Below are 20,204 nucleotides of genomic sequence, written 5' to 3'. Positions count from 1 at the left end.
ATTATTATCGCTGTACAACCACAAGCGAGCATTGCACCGTGTCTGAAGCGGTCAATGCTCGTTTCATTTCATGCGTTTATGTGCAGCTTGCGGTAAGAGCCAGGCGATTCGCCCGCCATCTTCTTGAATGCCTTCGTAAAATGATGAATATCTGCAAATCCGCAATACTCTGCGATCTCCTCCAGACGCAGCTCGGATGAGACCAACAATTCTTTCGCGTGAGCGATGCGCAGCTCCAGCAGATAGCGATGCGGCGGCACGCCGAATTGCTCGCGAAATTTGGCGCTGAACCTAGATGGAGACAGATTAGCACGCTTCGCCATTTCATTCACCGTCAGATGCTCGGACAGATTGAAGGAGAAGAACGACGTGATCCAATTCAGCGGCTGAGGCGCCGCTTTCTCTGCTTCCCGTAGATTCGTATGATCTTCCAGTATCGTCAGAATCACATCTGTCGCCAATGATTGCGCGCGAAGCTGCATAATCGGATCGCGGTGCTGCCAGCATTTGACCATCTCAATAAATTTATCTCTTAGCACGATTGGCTTCTTCGGTGATAGCTTAACGGGAATGTCGATTCCATTGAAGTCATTGAGCTTCGGCTGTATGAGATGAGCATAAGCCGTTAAATCCGTCTGTCCGCCCCTTGTCGGGAAGCGTTCTTCCCTGAGCTCGTCGTAGAAGAAATCAAGATGAACGAAAGGCGTGATCGTATTCGTCCGCCCCTCTAATTCGACCAGGCTCTCCGGTTGAATGAGACAAAACTCTCCGCTGCCGAATTGATAAGGCACACCATCGACCGTAAATACGCATGCTCCTTCTTGGAAATAAACGATTAAGTAATCGAGCAGCCTGCGCTCTGGGTAAGTCCAAGGTTTGCGGATAGCGTAATCCCCTTCCCTTATGTACGGAACAATTGGGCGCTTCGCCATCATTTCGGATAAATACATCATAATATCCGCTCCTCCCCTGCAGCAATACTACCTCTATTGTAATAAACACAGTTGTTTTTGACAAAAAGGATAAGATATCGGAACAAAGATGAGGTTGCTGATAAGGCGCTATAATAAGGTCATATTGAAATCGAATTCGAAACAAGGGAGCGTTTAATAATGGAAGCAAACACGAACCTGGCACAATTGCCAACATTAGCTGAGGACTACGAGCTATCAGCGGAGCAAATTGCTTCGTATCAGAAGAACGGTCATATTTTTCTGAAGAATGTACTGAAGCCTGAAGAAGTGGATATTTACGAACCGATTATCGAAGGCCTCGTCCGCGAACACAATAATCAGACGAAGCCTGTCGAAGAGCGCGACACTTACGGCAAAGCATTCATACAAATTGGGAACTTATGCGAAATGAGCGAGTCTGCGAAGCGTTTCACATATGCGAGACGATTTGCCAAAATCGCAGCTGAGCTGATGGGTGTAGATGGCGTGCGCTTATACCATGACCAAGCGTTGTTCAAAGAACCGGGCGGCGGTCATACACCTTGGCATCAGGATCAGAATTATTGGCCGCTCAGTACTAATAAATCCATCACACTGTGGATGCCGCTCGTTCCGATCTCCGAAGAGATCGGCTCGATGACATTCGTCGACGAATCGTACCAAAGCGGCTACTTAAGCCGGCAAGATATTTCCGATGAATCGCATAAGACGATTGGCTCCTATGTAACCGGCAAAGGGCTGCCGACGACGAACTACGGCGCGATGGAAGCTGGCGATGCAACATTCCACGCTGGCTGGACGATCCACTCTGCTCCGGGTAATCCTTCCGACCGGATGCGTGAAGTCATGACGATTATCTACATCGCAGACGACATGATCGTAGCCGAGCCGGACAGCAATGCGCGCAGAAGCGATCTCAATAGCTGGTTCCCTGGCATCAAACCAGGCGAGATTGCCGCTTCCCCGCTGAATCCGGTGTTGTATAACAAGAACAACGAGTAGCTTTATGTACGGAATGAGCTCCTTCTGCTGCGGCAGAGGGGGCTCTTCTTCTATTCTAGGAATCTATTATGGTAAAATAGAGTTCTAGCGCTTACCGAAATAGGAGATTGATTGCTTATGAACTCAAACACAGATGTAAGTTATGAAACAAGATCCGCAGCTAATTATGAACGAAGCAGACAAACGCGTAAGAAAGGATTGTCCGTGCCTCTCTTCCTCTTCTTCTGGGTCCTTCTCATTGGTTCCGGCTTGGTCGGAACGATCTGGTACACAGGCAAGATCAAGCAGAACTTGACCGATCAAGTCAATCATCAGACCGCTCAGCAAATCGCCGCCATGCAAGCTGACTATAAGAAGCAATTAGAAGAAATTACGACGAACTTCAACGGCGAGCTCGGTAAGATTCAGGGAAAAGTCGATGCGTTGAACGAGCTGCTCGAGTTCTCCAAGGACAATATGAGCAGCAAGACCGATAACAGCAACAAGCTGTACAGCCAAATTGCCGACGTGAAGAAACAGCTGAATGAGCTGAAGAAAAGCTTGGATGTGCTTAAATAATGACCGTCAAACAACTAAATCGGCTCATGTTGGCGTCGCTAGCCCCTTTTATCGGCATGATCATATGGCTGCTGGGCACGAGTCCGTCCTTCCAACTGACAGACGCTGCCTTCCCGAGAAGTACCGCGCCGCTTGCCCCCCTACCGGAGCAGACGGCTAATGTCATTAGCGGTCTCGATCAAGCGAAGGCTATGGCCTTACATACTGCTTCATCCATCAAGAAGAATGTGAAGCTTTATCATGCCGTGAATGAGAACATGAACGGCGTCGTCGTGCTAACCCGCTCCCAGCTTGGGCGTCCGCTGCTCATCTACGACCGCCGTATTACACGCAAGATCGGCTCGCCGGTTCAGCAGGTACAATCCGACAATCTGACGGCGCAGCTATTCACGATTAACGCGCAAAAATTCAGCGGATATGCCTTGAAGGTGAAGCTGAAATCATCGAAGGGCATGAAAATGGTGCTCGGCAATGACAAATACGGCAGCGCCGAGACGACGCTTTCCGCTGTACGGCGGTACAACGCAATCGCAGGCGTGAACGCCGGAGGATTCGCTGATCAAGCAGGCAAACGGTACCCGCTCAGTACAACGGTACTGAACGGTCAATATATCGGGGGCTTCCAGCCATCGGAGAAGGATCTCTTCTTCGTTGGGCTTAATGAGAGCTTGAAGCTCGTTGGCGGCAAAGTGAAGGACCAGAACGATCTCGATGCGAAGAAGCTGAAGTTCGGCGCTTCCTTCGTTCCCGTACTCATGAAGAATGGCGTGCCGATGCCGATTCCAGCCAAATGGCAGAGCAGTCCTTCTCGCGCTCCGCGCACCGTTATCGCGAACTACAAAGATAACCAGCTGCTCTTCCTCGTCATCGACGGACGTAACGAAGCCGGCAGCTCCGGCGCAACGCTGGAGGAGATGCAATACTTGCTCGAACGATTCGGCGCGAACGATGGCTACAACCTGGATGGCGGAGGTTCATCCTCGCTCATCTTCAACGGCCGCATCATCAACCATCCGTCAGACGGCACGCTGCGGCCTCTGCCGACGCACTTTTTATTTTTCAAATAAGAATAAAGATATAAAAAACCTCCAGCTCCGCCCTTTCAGGCGGAAACTGGAGGTTTCGTCATTTTACAGGCTAATGACTTTGCCAGTAGCTTGCGATTCGAATGCGGCAAGAATAACTGCCAGCGATTTGCGGCCTTCTTCGCCGGAGATGCTTGGCTTCGTCTTCGTAACGATGCTGTTGATGAATGCATCAACAACGCCGCTCGACTCTTGTTTGTCGTTTGTGCTGATTGCACCAACGTTGTAGCGCTCAACTGTGCCGTTGCGCAGCTCAACGATGATTTGGTCGTTAGGATCTGTACCGATCTTCAGAACGCCATTCTCGCACCATAATACGGTGCTGTTGTCTTCGCCTTTGTAGTACGTCCAGCTAGCAACAAGCGTACCGATTGCGCCGCTCTTCATGCGAAGGAGGCAAGTCGCGTTATCGTCTACGTCTGTACCCTCTTTGTCGAGCGTACCGATGTACCCCGTTACTTGAGCAACTTCGTCGTCAAGCAGGTAACGGATGAGGTCGGATTTATGTACGCCGAGGTCACCCATAGCGCCCATAATCGCTTCCGGTTTACGGAAGAACCAGCTGCCTTTGCCGTCTACGCTCCAGCCTTCCGGACCTGGGTGGCCGAACGACGTACGGAATGTAAGAACGCGGCCAAGCGAGCCGTTCTTGAGGATTTCTTTTGCCTTCACGTGCGGAGGCATCAGACGTTGGTTGTGGCCAACCATCAAGTAAACGCCGTTCTTGCTTGCAGCTTCGATCATAGCAGCCGCTTCTTCGTCAGTCGAAGCCATTGGCTTCTCAACCAGTACGTGTGCGCCAGCATTCGCTGCTGCAATTGTTACTGGTGCGTGAAGGTAGTTAGGCGTGCATACGCTAACGGCGTCCGGCTTAACTTTGCTCAGCATTTCTTCATAGCTTGCAAAAGCTTCAGCGCCATACTTCGCCGCTAGCTCTTGCGCGCGCTCGATAACCGGGTCAACGAAAGCGACGAATTCGACGTTAGGATTTACTGCATACTCAGGAATGTGACGACGGATTGCAATGGCGCCGCAACCTACAACGGCTACTCTTACTTTACTCATAATAGCGTATATCTCCCTTAATCAAATGATGGTTTTAAGCTTTGTGCCCGTTCTCACGAAGCCAATTGATGCTTGTTTGTACCGATTCAAGCGGCGGATTCGCACATCTGTCTTGCTCGACAACGATCCACTCCACGTTTGCTTTACCTGCAGCTGCGATAATATCGTTCAGCGCGAGGTCGCCGCGGCCAAGCTCGACCGTGTCGATTTGCTCGCCTGGGTTGCCTTTGCGGAAGTCCTTCAAGTGAAGCAGCGGCAAGCGGCCAGCATACTTCGCGATATAAGCAATTGGATCTTGGTTCGAGTATTGCACCCAGCCAATGTCCATTTCCACTTTCAAGAGGTCAGCTGCAACCTTCGTGTACATGGCATCAAATACGAACTCGCCGTCGATTTGCAATGCGAATTCGAAATCATGGTTGTGGTAGCAGAATTCGATACCTGCTTCATGGAACTTCTTGCCGAATTGCTCCAGCTTCGTGATCAGACCGCGCCAGAACTCTTCGCCGCCAGCAACCATCTCAGGGGAAACCCACGGAAGGATGGCATAACTCGCGCCGATTGTTTTCAGATAAGCGATTTCGCCATCAATATTCTCTTCCAGCTGCTGCAAGCCGACGTGGCTTCCGAAGCCTTCAATGCCAAGCTCATTCAGCAATGCTTTCATTTCCTCTGCAGGAATGTCGCCGTAACCAGCAAATTCAACGCCCTCATAGCCCATAGCAGCTACTTGACGAAGTGTGCCTTTGAAGTCTTCCGCTAATGCGTCACGCAGTGTGAATAATTGCAAACCGATTTTCACGATTAATCTCTTCCTTTCGGGCGGGTTTTGCCTTGCGTCCCTGATGAAACGCATAGCACCTGTAAGTTTACCAATCTGACACTCATTATAGTAGAATTCGAGTGCTTTCGAGATGTATTATATAACAATAACATGTACGATTTTGCTGCAAAATGAGGTGAACCGCATGCTAACCGAAATTATGAGCTGTAGCTATTCTTATCATACACAGCCCTTCCAAATCACGAACCACGGGAGCCTGCGCGCCTATCTCTTCCGCTTGCAAACAGAAGGCACCTGCGAGGCGCTCGTGGACGGGCGAATGCAGCACATTGAGGCCGGCGATCTGCTTCTCTTCAGGCCAGGCGACGCCTATCATTTGAACGTCATCGCACCGCACAGCGACTCGGAGAACGGGGCTGATCCAGCACCCAGCAGCGTCAAAAGCGGAGACTACTATGTCATCTGCCGCGGCAGCTGGCTCGATGAATGGTGGGCGCGCAAGGAGCGTCCACGCAAAGTGAAGGTCGTTCCTGACGAGCGCTGGCTGTCGATTTGGCAGGCTCTCATTCTGGAGAAGCGGCGCTTCGAAGCGGAGGATACCGAGCTCGCCGATTACTTGCTCCGCGCGCTCTGCCTCGGTCTAGACCGCGCCATTACGACGCAATCCGCCCTACAGGGCAAGTCCTTCATAGCCACTCGCATGAAGAACTTTATCGACGAGCATGCTGCCGACTCCTTCAGCGTGTCCGATATTGCTAACCATGTGGGCTTAAGCGTCTCGCGCACCGTCCATCTGTTCAAGGAATGCTATGGCTTGACCATCATACAGTATACCCAAAATGTCCGCTTATCCATGGCAATGGAGAGAATCAAATACAGCACGATGACCCTGGAGCAAATCGCTGAAACCTGCGGCTTCGGCAGCTATTCGTACTTTTACCGTGTCTTCAAGCAGAAGCATGGCGTGTCTCCGGCTGTCTACCGGCTCCAATAATGAGTTGAGGACCCTTCCTTGGGCAACACTATGTCAAAATGGGGCGGGAGGTCGGAGGCAGCTTGCGGTTTAAAGATGTGTTCTCTATTATCGGTCCTTCCATGGTCGGTCCGTCAAGCTCGCATACGGCGGGAGCGGTGCGCATCGGTCTTGTCGCGCATCAACTGTTCGGCGCCGTGCCGGAGCGTGCGGAGATACGGTTCTACGGATCCTTCGCCGCGACCTATCAAGGACATGGCACCGATATCGCGATTGTGAGCGGACTGCTCGGATTCGCTACCGATGATAGACGAATCCCGGAAGCCTTAGCCATTGCTGAAGAGCGCGGTACGGAAGTCATCTTCGGACAAGGGAAAGGACTGTTCTCGCATCCGAATACCGTGAAGCTGCTGCTCGATACGAGCGTGCCGGAACCTAGGAAGCTGTCGATTGTTGGCACTTCAATAGGGGGCGGGAACATTGAGATTGTTGACGTGAATGAGTTCGCGGTGAAAATTACCGGCAATTATCCGACTCTCGTCATTCTGCATGAGGACAAGCCCGGTGTCATCGCGGACGTTACCTCACTGCTGAAGTCCGAAGGCGTCAACATTGGCCACATGTCCGTCGACCGCAAAGGCAGAAGCGGCGAGGCAATGACCGTGCTGGAGCTAGACGGCATGCTGCCCGGCTCCCTAATTGTCGCACTCCGTGCACTCTTGCATGTGCAGCAGATTTCCACGATTGATCTTAATTCTGTTTAAGCGAGGCGAATGCGATGAACTTTCGAACGCTGGCTGAGCTCGGCGAGCTCTGTGCGGAGCGCGGCTTGTCCATCGGCAAGCTGATGCTGGAGGAGCAGAGCGCGGAATCCGGCAGATCGCAGCAGGACGAATTCAGCAAGATGGCCGCCTATTACGACGTCATGAAAGAGGCCGTGCAGCGCGGCCTGCACGAGAACACGACGTCGCGGAGCGGTTTGACCGGTCTTGATGCGCAGCGAGTCGTCGCGCACCGGCAGCAAAAAGAGGCATGCCTCGGCGAGCATGCCAGCAACGCGATGGCGTATGCGCTTGCCGTCTCGGAAGTCAACGCCTCGATGGGCCGCATCATCGCGACGCCGACCGCCGGCTCCTGCGGGATCATACCTGGCGTATTCGTCAGCAGCCAGGAACGCTTCGGCTGGGATGACGAGCGCCTCGTCTACGGCTTGTTCGCGGCAGGGGCCATCGGCTATGTCATCGCGAACAATTCATTCGTCTCAGGCGCAGAGGGCGGCTGCCAAGCCGAAGTGGGCTCTGCCATCGGCATGGCGGCAGGCGCGCTTGTGGAACTGCGCGGCGGCACGCCCGCTCAGGCAATCCACGCGGTCGGACTCGCGCTCAAGAACACGCTGGGCCTCATCTGCGATCCGGTCGGCGGCCTCGTCGAGATCCCTTGCATCGTGCGCAACGGATTCGGCGCAGTGTCCGCGCTTGCCGCGGCGGACATGGCTCTTGCCGGCGTCCGCAGCGTCATCCCGTCGGACGAAGTCATTCAAGTGATGCTGGAGGTCGGCTCTGCGATGCCGGAGATCCACCGCGAAACAGCAGGCGGTGGACTCGCAACAACGCCGACCGGCCGCCAGATCATGCAGGAGCTTCGAGAGAATAAGAAGCCTAAGTCGCCACGAAGCTAAGCTAATTAAGCTGCACCGGATCAGATTTAGCACTCTCAGCTTCGCCAGGCAGCCGATATCGGCTGCCTCCCAGTCTGAGAGTTCGAATTCCGCACTCTCAGAGCAGCAATCCGTCGATTTCCTTGCTGAGAGTTCGAATTTCACACTCTCAGCTTCGCCACGCTGCCGATATCTGGACATGCGTTTCTCTAAACTCTAAAGCTGCACCGAATCATACGGTGCAGCTTTCTTTTTCATACAGGGAGTCTATCCCATGGGATAGATACGGCATAGCCAGTTTAATATAGGCTTCCGCGTCCAGCTTGCAATTCTGCTGCCAATCCATCGTTGCACCGTAGATGCCCCAACTAAGCAGTGCCGCAGCAACTCGCATGGAATCCTCATTCGCGCCGGAACGCCCCTTCGACAGCATCTCGAAGAAGGTCCGCTCCAGCTCGCTTTTTAAGATGACCTCGTACGTGGCGGCAAAGGATTGAAAATTCCGCTGGCAGTGATTGTTCTCGGATATCGAGGTTTGAAATTCCGTGATCGCCACGAAGACCGTCTTAATGGTTTCCTCGTTTAATTGCAGAGGCTCTTTGATTCGTGCAATGACATTCCCCATCATATCCTCTTTCAGCACCTTCTCGAGCAATTCATACTTATCCAGGAAGTGATAGTAGAACGTTGCCCGATTAACTGTTGCTTCGGTTGTAATATCTTTGACGGTAACGTCCTTGAAATCTTTTCGATGAATGATTCTGCTGAACGCATCCATAATCAATCGGCGCGTCCGTAGAAAGCGAGGGTCGGTTTTTGTTTCTGCTTTATCTGTCACAGGTATGTGCTCCATTCGTTTTTTAGACATTTTGGCGGATATGTCGTATATCCGATGAATTGCGAAATCTGTTGATTGAAGCTATACGTCAGCGATCTTATAATCACTTTACAACACGTGTTGAATAACCAATGTGATCATAAACAGGAGATGATGAAATGTCAAACGTACTATTCGTTAAAGCTAATGATCGACCTTATGAACAATCCATCAGCGTTCAGATGTATGAATCGTTTTTGAACGCCTACAAAGAAGCCAATCCGTCCGATTCAATTACCGAAATCGATTTATATAAAGAAGACGTCCCGTACTACGGCAATGACGCCATCACTGGTCTATACAAGGCTTCGCAGCAGCTACCGCTGTCCGATGCCGAAGATCGCATGGTAACGGTCATCGATAAATATATGGATCAATTTCTCGCAGCGGATAAAATCGTGATCGCTTTCCCGCTCTGGAACCTGACTGCACCGGCACCGCTCATTACGTATATTTCCTATTTGACTCAATCAGGAAAAACATTCCAGTACACATCAGAAGGCCCAGTCGGGTTAACGTCGGGCAAGAAAATCATGCTGCTAAGCGCTCGCGGCGGCGATTATGCTTCCGAAGGCAAACAGTATATCGAGTCTGGTATCAAACCAGTGAAGGCGATATTGGGCGGACTGCTAGCCATACCGGTTGAAGAAGTCATTATTGAAGGGCATCATGAATTTGGGGACCGCGCAGCGGACATTATCTCCTCTGGACTAGAACAGACGCTGAAAGCGGCAGCAGGCTTCTAACAGATAAGGTTGGAAAAAGAACAAGGAGCTATCCCATAAGTCATCATGACTTATGGGGCAGCTCCTTTACTTTTCATATCATGAGAGGATTACGCCGATGTGTATCCCTACGGGTCACTCTTTCGGCATTCCGCTCCATTTCCCGCCAATGTAAATCCCCACGGTACTCTCTTTCGGCTTATCAGCCGATTTCCCACATCGGTGAATCCGCTTCGAGATAAAGTAGCATTGGCATGATGCAGAGCTAGCCCCTCAGAAAAGGAAATGCCCCTGTCAGCCCCATCCGGCTCATATCGATCGGCTCCCAGCCCAGCTCGAAGGCCGGTGACTCCGGGTGCAGCTCAATCAGAGATTCCCCGTCCGCTTCTCCACTGAACACAAGCAAGGGATCTGCATGAATCGTATTCGCATCATAGAGTCCTTCCAGCTGTTCGCGCCAATTCTCCCACGCAATTGGACGATGACCGCGTTTATCATCCCCGTAGATGCCCGTCACCGTCGGCAAGCGCTCGCCATTGAAGTATAGATTATAATCCGCCTCCTGCAGCCTGCGGTCATCAAAGTTGACGAAGTGATACAGTTGTTCACCGGACTCATACGCGATATTGCGAACGAACGAAATGTCCCGATTCTCTTCACCCGCCATCTCCTGGGTACCGAACGCAGCCCGCGCGCCGTTGCGCACGAGCAAATTATTTTCAATCCGGTTGCCGATCCCTTTAGCAAAGATGACGAACCAGAGTGTCCCGCTTCCGCTGCTAAACAAGTCATGAACCACGTTATGCGATACCACATATTCATCCGAGGCATCATCCAGATAGATACAGAAGCCGTAGGAGAAATAAATGCCGCTATGATGAAACCGGTTGTATGTAATCTGGTTGCCAATGCCCGCTCCCCACGACTCAATCATCCCGCCGTCTTGGCTGTCCTTCATGACATCCCACACGTTATTGCGCGTAATGACGTTATTTCTGGTATGGGCAAAATCATAATGATTCTCCCAAGTCACCTTCGTTCCGTAATAAGACTCTTCCATCGCGCCGTAACGCAGTCCTTTCAGCGAAATGCCATAACGCGGCATCCCGTGAATTTCATTATGCGATACCTCGTTGGAGCCGCTCTGATAGAGCTGAATGCCGCTCCCGTGACCAATCAGCTCGCCGCCATAGCGAATCAGATTGTTCGTAATTACGTTATGCTGATTCACATCCGCCTCCGCAGCGCTTGCAAAATCTCCATCTCCAGGGGCGAAGCCCATAACATAGATGCCGTTATAGCCCACATGTTCAATGAGATTATCTGCGATCGTATTATGCTGGCAATAGCCATTCATCACGACGCCGCTGAATCCGCTCTGAATGATTCGGCAGCCGCGCACCGAATTGCCAACTGCATTCTCCATATAGATCAGCCCATCTCGGCTCTCGGTATGCTCGCAGTTCGAGGAAGGCATGCGATACTGCTGCGCACAGTCCGAATAAGCAATCGTCAGCCCTTCGAAGCAGAGGCCGCTTATCGGATTGTCCGCCGACTCTCCGCACAGCTCGATTACCCGCCGAACCGTCGGCACAACAATGGTCTGCTCAGCGATAGGCAGCTGCCGAGGGTAATAATAGAGCATGCCTTCGGCTTCATCGCAGTAGAACTCGCCGGGCTCAGTGAGCAGCTGCAACGCTCCTTGAATTCGATAACGGGAGCCTCGGTCGATTCCCCACGGAGCGGGCTCTGCGAACGAAATCTCCTTCGCGCTCCAATCCATCTCCGTGATCGTCTTCGTCTCCGTGAACCAATTCCACTCGCCTTCTCCCGGCCAAATATGCACCTGCGCTCCCGCATCAAGCGCAAAGCTCGGCAAGTCGCCTTCCGCGAACCTGAAGCCGCGTCTGTCATCGCGCTCCGCTTTCCCCGCAGCCGCGTTATAACCAGCCTTCGGCCAACATGCCTTGACCGCTCGCAAGCCGTTCTCGTAGAGCGTATGAACCGTCGCCCCCGACGAGCCCACTCCTGTTCCTGGTCTTGCTCCCTCGCCCTCTCCTACTCCACCCAACCGAGCGCGATAGATTCCATCGCGATAGTGTTCCCAACTGGCACCGCCAAGTACCTTCCCGCCAGCGATACACACCTCTTCCCCGGGCATGCTCCGATACGTCACTGTGCTGCCGGCAGCTCCGCCAACATCGCGTGAATCGAATCGTAGCGGCGCAGCAAGCTCATATAATCCGGCGCCGATCCACACGGTGATGCTCTCACGCTCGGCAGCCCCTTCCGCCAGCTTCGCACGCACCAGCTCTTGCGCCCTGCTAATTGTACGAACCGCATCATCGGCAGCCTCGCCGCCGTTCAAGTCATCACCATTCACGTTCGATACGTAGAACTCCACCTCTACTTCTCCCTCCATCCTTATCACGCCCATTCTCAATAAAAAAAGAGACACAGGCGCTCTAGCCACCCATGCCTCCTTGTCAACGATGCTTATTTCAAGCCTTGCTTCTTCAAGAACTCATCCCACTGCTTCTGAATCTCTTGGTCAATCTTCTCTTGACCTGCCGCTTTCAGCTTCTCGAGATATTTCGGAATGATTTCACTCGGATTCACCGCGCCTGTCTCCAGTGCCGGACCATACTCGTTGTTAACCGCTGCCGTATTCGCAAGCTCCGACTTGATCGGATCTTGATTGACAGAGAAACCGTAAGAAGCCGCTACCATCGCGCTGTTGTTCAGATCAATCGTCTTCTGCCATACATCCGGCGTTTGCGGTGCTTTCAGGTAAGCATTGAACTGATTGCCGAATACCCAGTCTACGTTCGGAGCATAAGTGGAATCCTTGATCGGCTCGATGTAATTCTCGTCTTTCTTCGTATAGTGCTTGCCTTCGATACCGTAGCAGATCAAGTTGTACAGATATTTATCCGTGTTCAGCAGGTTCATGAACATAAGCGCGCGCTCTGGATTCTTCGATGTTTTGCTAATGACCTGCATTGCGCTTGAAATACCTGTGAAGTACGTATCAGAGATCGGCGCATATACCACTTCATTGCCGCCATTGTTGTTCATTTCGTCGATTTCGCCGCCTGGCTTCGTCGTGTACTCGATGGTTACAGCGACAGTGCCCTTCTTCCGCAGATCGCCGAAGCTCTTCAGGATTGGAGCATCATCGTTGATGTAGCCCGCTTCGTACCATTTGTGCAGCGTATTGTAGTAATCCTTCTTCTCGTTGATCGTCTGTTCGGCTGTGAGAATCGTATAGTTCGGATCATCTCTCTTGTAGGATACGGCAAGACCGTCCGTGCCAACCCAGCTTGGATCGGTGTAGAAGCCCCACTGGTTCTGTCCAAGTCCGAACGGAACAACACCTGGCTCGTTGTCATGGATTTGTTTCAGGAATGGCTCGATATCCTTGTACGTATGGATAGAGCTAATGTCGAGATTGTATTTGTCTGCATAACGCTTCTGGATGACCAAGCTCTTCGTCTTCGCAGCAACTTGATACACAGGGAAGCCGTACACTTTGCCGTCATTGGCTTTCATATCCGACCAGAACTTATCCGGAACGTTCGCGCGAGCTTCCTTCGCGTTTTTGTCAATCATATCGTCCGTCAGCTCAAGGAGCGCACCTTTATCGATGTTCGCTTGGTAGCTCAGAAGCCAGGATCTGGAGCCCCATGCGATATCGAATTCTTCGCCGGAAGCCATAATCGTGTTCATCTTCGGATCATACTCGTCAAAAGAGAGCGGTTTCAAATCCACGGTTGCGTTGATTTTCTCTTTCAGGTACTTATTGATTTCGTCATTTACGAGCTGCTGATCCGCTCCCGGAGGGTTGCTCGGATAGTAGAACGTCAGCTTCACTTCGGGAAGCTCATCCTTGGCAGGCTCCGTTGTCGTATCTGCCGCATTGTTCGTCGTATCTGTAGTCGCATTGGTCTGATTCGTCGTGGTGTCCGCTGCATTATTCGTCTTGTTGGCATTGTTGGTGCTTGCTTTGTTGTTGCTGGAACAGGCTGCGATGATGCCGAAACATAACAGGACAAGACATAGTTTGTGGATAGCCCCTGATACTTTCATTTTCATGAACGACACACCTCTCAATTTTAGTTAACCCCATACCCATTATTTAATCAAGTACAAACGTGCAGCGCTGGCCTCACCTCCTTCATGGAATATCGAGCGCAGGGGCTTGGCTGCTACCCTTTCAGCGAACCAACCGTAATGCCCCGGACAAAATACTTCTGAAAGAACGGGAAGATCACCAGCATCGGCCCCCCAGCCAGAATCGCCATCGCCATCCTTACGGAGAGCGTCGGGAAGTTCGCGAACTGCAGCTTATCAGCCGCTTCCGCAAGAGGCGAGTTCGCCAGAAACTCGATTTGCGACAGGATCCGTACGAGCAGCAGCTGCAGCGGGACAAAATTGTCGTTGTCAATGAAGAGCAGCGCCGTGAACCAGTCATTCCAATAAGCAAAGGCGATGAACAATCCAAGCGTTGCCAGCGCTGGCGTCGACAGCGGCAGAATCATTTGCATGAAGATCCGTGTCTCGCTCGAACCATCCACCTTGGCGGATTCAATGATTTCCATCGAGATTTTGTCCAGGAAACCTTTCATGATGAGAATATTGTAGGGACTTAACAAGAGCGGAATGATGAGTGCACCGAGCGTGTTTTTAAGGTGAAGATACTGCGTCATTAAGATATAGAATGGAATCAATCCGCCATTGAACAGCATCGTGAAGAACACGTAGAACGTAAGCGGCCGTTGATAACGGAAGTCCCTCCTTGAGATCGGATAGGCGGTAAGCGCCGTAAGGAACAACGCAACAACCGTACCGACAACGGTGATAAGAATGGTGACACCGTAGCCGCGGAGCATAATGCCCGGCTCCTTGAACACGATTCGGAATGCCTCAAAGCTGATCTCATGTGGAATGAACCGGTAACCATATTGAATGAGACTGTTCTCGGACGAAATCGAGACGGCGATGACGAGCAAAAAAGGCAATACGATGAGCGAGCTTACGATGATGAAGAAGATGTTAATGAACCAGTTGGCGCTTCGGCCCTGATTTGTCAGCGGCATAGCTTGCATTCCTCCTAGAATAGAGAGCTTTCCTTATCGAGTCTGCGCACCAGAAAGTTCGCCGAGACGATCGTCACGAGACCGACAACAGATTGCAGGAATCCGACGGCTGCACCTGAATTAATGTCGCCAAGCTTCGTTAGCGCTCGGTAAACATAGGTGTCGATAATATCTGTCGTCGAGAAGATCATCCCTACATTGTTCGGTACAAAATAATGTAGACCGAAGTCGCCTCTGAAGATATTGCCGAGCCCCAGGATGAACAGGATGATCACGAGCGGCTTCAGGAGCGGCAGCGTGATTCGCAGCATCATCTGCAGCCGGGAAGCTCCGTCCAGCTTTGCAGCCTCGTAATACTCGCTGTTAATGCCGAGAATGCCAGCATAGTAGACCAGTGTTGAGAATCCGACGCTCTTCCACACCGCAACGAGCGGCAAGATGAAGATCCACGGCTGCTTCTCGAAGTACCACTTGTGCGGCGCGAGCCCGAAGGTTTGGAGCAAGCTGTTCATATAGCCGCTCTTATGCTCGAGGAATGCGTAAGCGATATAGCCGACGAGCACGAGCGAGATGAAGTAAGGAAGGAACATCGCCGTCTGATAGACCTTCACCATTCGCCCCGACACTTCATTAAGAAGCAAAGCGAACAGCAGCGCGACGACAGTGCCAAGGATGATGTAAGTAAAGTTGTAGAGCAGCGTGTTGCGTATAATGCGCAGCGCATCCTGCGACTTGAACAGAAATTTGAAGTTGTTCAGCCCGACCCATCTGCTTCCGAAGATGCCCTGGTCGTACCTGAAGAACTTGAATGCGAGAATCAAGCCGACCATAGGGATGTAGCTGATGATCAGTTTGTACAGAATACCTGGGGTCGCTAGCATGAGCAGTTCTCGGTTTTTGCGTAAATACATCCATTCTCTCTTCAGCCATTTCCCGGTTCGTGATCCTAATTTCATTGTGATTGACCGCCTCCTTCTGATTCTGATCATGCCACGGCATCTTCTTGCTCAGCTAGAATACGATCTTCGAAAAACTGTAACGGAGGCATGTAAAATGTTCGAATTTATGCACAAAAAGACCGCCGTTCCCACTAGGTTTCGTGAGAATCGGCGGTCTTGATCATGCATGGAGCGTCCTGCTATGAGATGGACTTCTTCATTCGATATTCCTTCGGCGTGCTTCCGAACTTCCCCTTGAACAGCCGGAAGAAGTAGCTCGGATTCGCATAGCCGCACTTCTCCATAATCTCGATGACGGTGTAATCGTCATTCTCGAGCAACTGCTGCGCATGCCTCAGACGGACATCGTTCATATATTCGGTTATGGAGACGCCTGTGCTGTCTTTGAACAACTTGCCGATGTAAGCCGATGTCAGCTTGACCGTCGACGCGATGGACTGCTGGCTCAAATTAATATCCGCATATTTCTGCTCGATCAGCTCTTTAATCGTCTCCAGAATCATATCATTGCGTTCCATGGTAGCCGGCCGCTGCCCTTCACAGATCTTCGCGCAGAGCGAGAGCAGAAGAATGTACATCTCTTCCAGCGATTCCTTCTCCTGCGTCATGTGGGTCACATAGTCGAGATCGACATCAAGTTTGATGACGCGATTGCTCGCAATCTCAGCGGCAGCATTCTTCATCGCCCAAGCAAGGTTGGACACCGCGCGAAGCATATCGTCGTATTGGAATCCCGCAAGCATCGTGAACGCCTTCTCGAGTTCGCTGCCCGCTTCCGACATTTGCCCCTTCTTGAGCGCCTCGGTCAGCCTCCGCTCGATAGGATCAGGAATAGCCGTATTCTTGCTGTTTACATTCTGCTGTACCTGATCCGAGGTAATGATGGCTCTGTTGCCGACGATGAGCTTGTACATGCACAGCTGCTGCGCCTGAATGTAAGCCGTGGATATGTACGGGAATTGCAGGAATGGGTCACTGACGCCGCATGAGAGAGACAAGTTGTAATAGCGCTCAATCGTTTGCTGAATCTCGCTGATGAGCGGCACGACCTGCGCGAAGCTCGCATCCCTATCTTCGGCTCCTCGCGACACGATAAGCACAACATGATCGCCGCGCACCTCTACCGCTTCACAAGGATAAGCTCGCGACATCATTTCTTGCGCGATATTCACAATGGCGAAGCTGTACATCTTCTTCGCAGTACCGGTCGTATTGCGGTCGAACGAAGCGTAATTATCAATTCGCAGCACACAGACGACGATTTCGTCGGATATCGATATTTGCAGCCCATGCTTCTGAATGAGCTCCAACATATCATGATGCGTAAACAGGCTGCTATCCGTCAGAAACTTGCGCAAGTAGTATTTGTTCACGATCTGCTCGGAGCTGATTTCCTGCAGCTTATGGCTTAGACGCATGTAGTTGTCGCTCATGAGGTGGAATTCATCGCCTTCATAAGCCGACTGCGCCTGTCCGCTTCCCTTGGAGGGTTGTTGAAGACGAATACGCCGCAGCATCCGTTCAATTGGTGTATAGAGCTTGTAAGACAACCAGATGGAGATGCCGATGGCGATGAGCAGGAATACGACTGCGATGACGATCGACTTGATGCGCGTTTCCCTGACATCCTTCATCAGCTGGTCATAGGACTGCACATAGATGATGGTCCAATTCCGAACGCCGTCGTCCATATACGAGATGAGCTTCTTCTGCCCCTCGACTTGTCCGACAACAAAGCCGGATGATGAGTTATTTGCCGTTTTATCCTCCGCAACGAGCTGCTTGATTCGTTCCTTCTCAGCCCCACCTGCGGAAGCTTGCTTAAGCTCCGAGGAGTATAGCTGACCTTCTCGGTCGGCAATATAAATCTCTCCGCCCTCCCGGCTGCCCACCGCATCCATCTTCTTCAGGCTGTTGAATACCCAGTCCGACTTAATATAGAGAATGATAGCGGATTCCGATCGTGAGAACGGTTTCAATGAATTCGTGACGAGATAGGCGAAGACGTCGATTTGACCATCTTGTCGTTCAAGGCTGACCGGGATTAATCGTGATGTGGAGTGGGGCTGGTTCGGATCAAACAGCCAGGAGCGGATTTTGGATTTCGTAATGCCCCCATCGAGCAGGAAGGCTGACGATGTCGCGTAAATTTCGTTCTGCGTGTGGTTGTATACAGCGATGGAATGCAGAAAGGATGAACTGTCCATGTAGCTCTGAAGCCGGTTGTAGCCGCGAATCCAGTCCATCTTCGGCAGCTTCTGGTCAAACAGCATGGCGGCGATCTGATTGTCCTTGTTCACGTAGTTGGATAAGTGGCTTATGATTTCGTTCATATAGGAAAGATTATATTGAATCTGAGATAATACTTTCAGGTTGGACTGCTCCTGATTGCGCCTGACCGACTGCTCCAGCACGTAGGTGTTGACGAGCGTAAGTGCAATAAGGACGACAACCATGGATAACATAATCGAGATGAGTACACGCTGCAAATACTTCTTGGACTTGTAAATGCCAAAACCTTTCATGCAAGCTCCCCCTCCGTTAGCTGTACGCGGCATACCTTTATTATGTCATTAGAGGAGCAAGACTTCTATACCTGAGCTGGGCTCGTTTTCTTTACGCCGGACATTTTTTTATTTATAATTGACCATTAAAGAGGTGTAACATGATTATTATTAAAACTAAAGAAGAAATCGAAAATATGCGCAAAGCAGGAGAAATTCTTGCCGCTTGCCACCGCGAAATTGCGGGTATGATCAAACCAGGCGTTACAACGAACGAGATCGATCAATTCGCCGAGAAGTTTCTTGAGAAGCACGGTGCAAAGCCTGAACAGAAAGGGTACAAAGGCTACGCATACGCGACATGCGCTTCCGTGAACGACGTCATCTGCCACGGCTTCCCGTCGGCGACTCCGCTGAAGGACGGCGACATCGTTACGATTGATATGGTCGTCAATTTAAACGGCTGGCTGGCTGATTCCGCCTGGTCCTATGCGGTCGGCAACGTCTCCGAACAGGCACAGCGCTTGCTTACGGTGACAGAGGAGTCCATGTACAAAGGCATCGAACAAGCGGTTGTCGGCAACCGCATGGGCGATGTATCGAATGCGATTCAGAAGTATGCTGAAGAGAACGGCTTCTCGGTCGTCCGCGAATTCATCGGTCACGGCATCGGCCGCGACATGCATGAAGAGCCGCAAGTGCCGCATTACGGTCCTCCAGGCCGCGGCATTCGCCTGAAAGCCGGCATGGTAATGACGGTCGAGCCAATGCTGAACACCGGCGCATGGCAGAGCAAGATCGACAGTGACGGCTGGACAGCACGCACAATCGACGGCGGGCTCTCCGCTCAGTATGAGCATACGATTGCGATTACGGAAGACGGCCCGATTATACTGACGAAGCAATAATCTGGCACCAAAAAAGCCTCAGGTACCCACCAGCTCCATGCTGGTTGGACACACCTGAGGCTTTTTTATATCCGCTTTGCCCTATTGGAAGCACTTCTCAATAAGCGCCATTCGAATGTACAAGCCATTCACAGCTTGTCTGAAGTAAGCCGCCCGCGGATCCTGATCCACGTCCGGGTGGATTTCGCCGGCACGCGGAAGCGGATGAAGAATCATCGCCTTATCCTTCATCGTACTCAGCAGATTCCGGTCGATTATGTATTTGCCCTCTGCCTTCGCGTACTCCTCCGGCGACGGGAAACGCTCCTTCTGTATCCGAGTCTGATAGAACACATCCGCCGTCTGTGCAATGCCCGCTAGATCCGTCGTCTCCTCGTAGGAGATGCCCTTCTCATCCAAGTACTGCAACACATACGAAGGAATGCGTACATTGTCTGGGGAGATGAATGAAATATGTACGTTTCGGTAGTTTGCCAGCAGGTAGCTAAGCGAATGCACCGTTCTACCGTAAGTCAAATCGCCGATCATCGCGATATGGACGCCGTCGATGCCGCCGAACTCCTTCTCAATCGTATACAGATCCAGTAAAGCTTGCGTCGGATGTTCCCCCGAACCGTCCCCCGCGTTAATGACCGGCACCGAGGATACGGCAGCCGCCCGCTTCGCTGCGCCAATATCCGTATGCCGCATGACGATGAGATCGCTGTAGCCGGCAATAATCCGGATCATGTCTTCAAGCGTTTCGCCCTTGATTGCGGAAGAGAACTGGCTCGCATTCTCCGTGCCGATTACGCGTCCGCCGAGCCGGTGCATCGCCGATTCGAACGAGAACCGCGTACGGGTGCTCGCTTCGAAGAATAGCGTGCTCATTATTTTGTTCGGGAATCGCTGCGTGCCGCCTTCGCCTGCAACAACCTCCATCGCCTTCGCCGAGCTGAACAGCTGCCCTAGCTCCTCCCGATCGAACTGCTTCGCGCCAAGCACATGATACATTGATTTCACTGACTCCGACTCCCCTTCATTCATGATGACAACACATGCTACAGCGTATTATA

Annotated in this window: 18 protein-coding genes; 8 read left to right on the top strand and 10 right to left on the bottom strand. The window is 51.7% G+C overall.

Annotation, left to right across the window (positions count from 1 at the left end; translation table 11 throughout):
• Nucleotides 1-68: 68 nt before the first annotated feature.
• Nucleotides 69-953 carry an AraC family transcriptional regulator gene (locus AC0YNX_RS26430; protein WP_475818689.1) on the bottom strand — a complete coding sequence of 295 codons (885 nt, stop codon included), beginning with the start codon at nucleotides 951-953 and terminating at the stop codon, nucleotides 69-71.
• 159 nt (nucleotides 954-1,112) lie between these two features.
• Between AC0YNX_RS26430 and AC0YNX_RS26425 the strand changes: the two genes are divergently transcribed.
• The 3 genes from AC0YNX_RS26425 to AC0YNX_RS26415 all read left to right on the top strand — a co-directional run bounded on the left by AC0YNX_RS26425 (nucleotide 1,113) and on the right by AC0YNX_RS26415 (nucleotide 3,580).
• Complete coding sequence (locus AC0YNX_RS26425) at nucleotides 1,113-1,955, top strand: phytanoyl-CoA dioxygenase family protein (RefSeq protein ID WP_475818688.1); 843 nt, start codon at nucleotides 1,113-1,115, stop codon at nucleotides 1,953-1,955.
• Between the two features lie 117 nt (nucleotides 1,956-2,072).
• Nucleotides 2,073-2,513 carry a hypothetical protein gene (locus AC0YNX_RS26420; RefSeq protein WP_475818687.1) on the top strand — a complete coding sequence of 147 codons (441 nt, stop codon included), beginning with the start codon at nucleotides 2,073-2,075 and terminating at the stop codon, nucleotides 2,511-2,513.
• Nucleotides 2,513-3,580, top strand: coding sequence for a phosphodiester glycosidase family protein (locus tag AC0YNX_RS26415; RefSeq protein WP_475818686.1), 1,068 nt, complete (start codon nucleotides 2,513-2,515; stop codon nucleotides 3,578-3,580). Before AC0YNX_RS26420 ends, AC0YNX_RS26415 begins: the two co-directional genes overlap by 1 nt.
• A 63-nt stretch (nucleotides 3,581-3,643) precedes the next feature.
• Here AC0YNX_RS26415 and AC0YNX_RS26410 read toward each other — a convergent pair whose 3' ends face one another.
• Both AC0YNX_RS26410 and AC0YNX_RS26405 read right to left on the bottom strand, forming a co-directional pair.
• Nucleotides 3,644-4,663: a Gfo/Idh/MocA family protein gene (locus AC0YNX_RS26410; protein WP_475818685.1), complete on the bottom strand. Its 1,020-nt coding sequence runs from the start codon at nucleotides 4,661-4,663 to the stop codon at nucleotides 3,644-3,646.
• A gap of 34 nt (nucleotides 4,664-4,697) precedes the next feature.
• Nucleotides 4,698-5,465: a sugar phosphate isomerase/epimerase family protein gene (locus AC0YNX_RS26405; RefSeq protein ID WP_475818684.1), complete on the bottom strand. Its 768-nt coding sequence runs from the start codon at nucleotides 5,463-5,465 to the stop codon at nucleotides 4,698-4,700.
• 181 nt (nucleotides 5,466-5,646) lie between these two features.
• Here AC0YNX_RS26405 and AC0YNX_RS26400 point away from each other — a divergent pair, with 181 nt between their 5' ends.
• The 3 genes from AC0YNX_RS26400 to sdaAA all read left to right on the top strand — a co-directional run bounded on the left by AC0YNX_RS26400 (nucleotide 5,647) and on the right by sdaAA (nucleotide 8,098).
• The gene (locus AC0YNX_RS26400) at nucleotides 5,647-6,441 is read left to right on the top strand and encodes a helix-turn-helix transcriptional regulator (RefSeq protein WP_475818683.1); all 795 of its coding nucleotides are present in this window, start codon (nucleotides 5,647-5,649) and stop codon (nucleotides 6,439-6,441) included.
• A 62-nt stretch (nucleotides 6,442-6,503) separates the two neighbouring features.
• A complete protein-coding gene (gene sdaAB, locus AC0YNX_RS26395) occupies nucleotides 6,504-7,184 on the top strand; it encodes an L-serine ammonia-lyase, iron-sulfur-dependent subunit beta (protein WP_475818682.1) in 681 nt (226 codons plus the stop codon).
• Nucleotides 7,185-7,198: 14 nt separating this feature from the next.
• On the top strand, nucleotides 7,199-8,098 hold the full coding sequence (sdaAA, locus tag AC0YNX_RS26390; RefSeq protein ID WP_475818681.1) for an L-serine ammonia-lyase, iron-sulfur-dependent, subunit alpha: 900 nt from the start codon (nucleotides 7,199-7,201) through the stop codon (nucleotides 8,096-8,098).
• Nucleotides 8,099-8,309: 211 nt separating this feature from the next.
• Here sdaAA and AC0YNX_RS26385 read toward each other — a convergent pair whose 3' ends face one another.
• The gene (locus tag AC0YNX_RS26385) at nucleotides 8,310-8,915 is read right to left on the bottom strand and encodes a TetR/AcrR family transcriptional regulator (RefSeq protein ID WP_475818680.1); all 606 of its coding nucleotides are present in this window, start codon (nucleotides 8,913-8,915) and stop codon (nucleotides 8,310-8,312) included.
• Nucleotides 8,916-9,073: 158 nt separating this feature from the next.
• On the opposite strand from AC0YNX_RS26385, the gene AC0YNX_RS26380 reads away from it, so the two are divergent.
• A complete protein-coding gene (locus AC0YNX_RS26380) occupies nucleotides 9,074-9,700 on the top strand; it encodes an FMN-dependent NADH-azoreductase (RefSeq protein ID WP_475818679.1) in 627 nt (208 codons plus the stop codon).
• A 244-nt stretch (nucleotides 9,701-9,944) separates the two neighbouring features.
• Here AC0YNX_RS26380 and AC0YNX_RS26375 read toward each other — a convergent pair whose 3' ends face one another.
• The 5 genes from AC0YNX_RS26375 to AC0YNX_RS26355 form a co-directional block, all read right to left on the bottom strand.
• A complete protein-coding gene (locus AC0YNX_RS26375) occupies nucleotides 9,945-12,083 on the bottom strand; it encodes a right-handed parallel beta-helix repeat-containing protein (RefSeq protein ID WP_475818678.1) in 2,139 nt (712 codons plus the stop codon).
• A gap of 92 nt (nucleotides 12,084-12,175) precedes the next feature.
• Nucleotides 12,176-13,774, bottom strand: coding sequence for an ABC transporter substrate-binding protein (locus AC0YNX_RS26370; RefSeq protein ID WP_475818677.1), 1,599 nt, complete (start codon nucleotides 13,772-13,774; stop codon nucleotides 12,176-12,178).
• A 113-nt stretch (nucleotides 13,775-13,887) separates the two neighbouring features.
• Nucleotides 13,888-14,778: a carbohydrate ABC transporter permease gene (locus tag AC0YNX_RS26365; protein WP_475818676.1), complete on the bottom strand. Its 891-nt coding sequence runs from the start codon at nucleotides 14,776-14,778 to the stop codon at nucleotides 13,888-13,890.
• A 14-nt stretch (nucleotides 14,779-14,792) separates the two neighbouring features.
• Nucleotides 14,793-15,734: an ABC transporter permease gene (locus AC0YNX_RS26360; RefSeq protein WP_475818675.1), complete on the bottom strand. Its 942-nt coding sequence runs from the start codon at nucleotides 15,732-15,734 to the stop codon at nucleotides 14,793-14,795.
• A 182-nt stretch (nucleotides 15,735-15,916) separates the two neighbouring features.
• Nucleotides 15,917-18,262, bottom strand: coding sequence for an AraC family transcriptional regulator (locus tag AC0YNX_RS26355; protein WP_475818674.1), 2,346 nt, complete (start codon nucleotides 18,260-18,262; stop codon nucleotides 15,917-15,919).
• Nucleotides 18,263-18,402: 140 nt separating this feature from the next.
• Between AC0YNX_RS26355 and map the strand changes: the two genes are divergently transcribed.
• Nucleotides 18,403-19,149: a type I methionyl aminopeptidase gene (gene map, locus AC0YNX_RS26350; RefSeq protein WP_475818673.1), complete on the top strand. Its 747-nt coding sequence runs from the start codon at nucleotides 18,403-18,405 to the stop codon at nucleotides 19,147-19,149.
• An 81-nt stretch (nucleotides 19,150-19,230) separates the two neighbouring features.
• Here map and pyrB read toward each other — a convergent pair whose 3' ends face one another.
• On the bottom strand, nucleotides 19,231-20,142 hold the full coding sequence (gene pyrB / locus AC0YNX_RS26345; protein ID WP_475818782.1) for an aspartate carbamoyltransferase: 912 nt from the start codon (nucleotides 20,140-20,142) through the stop codon (nucleotides 19,231-19,233).
• Nucleotides 20,143-20,204: the final 62 nt, after the last annotated feature.

It is taken from the genome of Paenibacillus sp. J31R98 (assembly GCF_056269245.1).
Note: the sequence above shows the minus strand (reverse complement) of the source record. Positions and strands in the feature narration are given on the sequence as shown.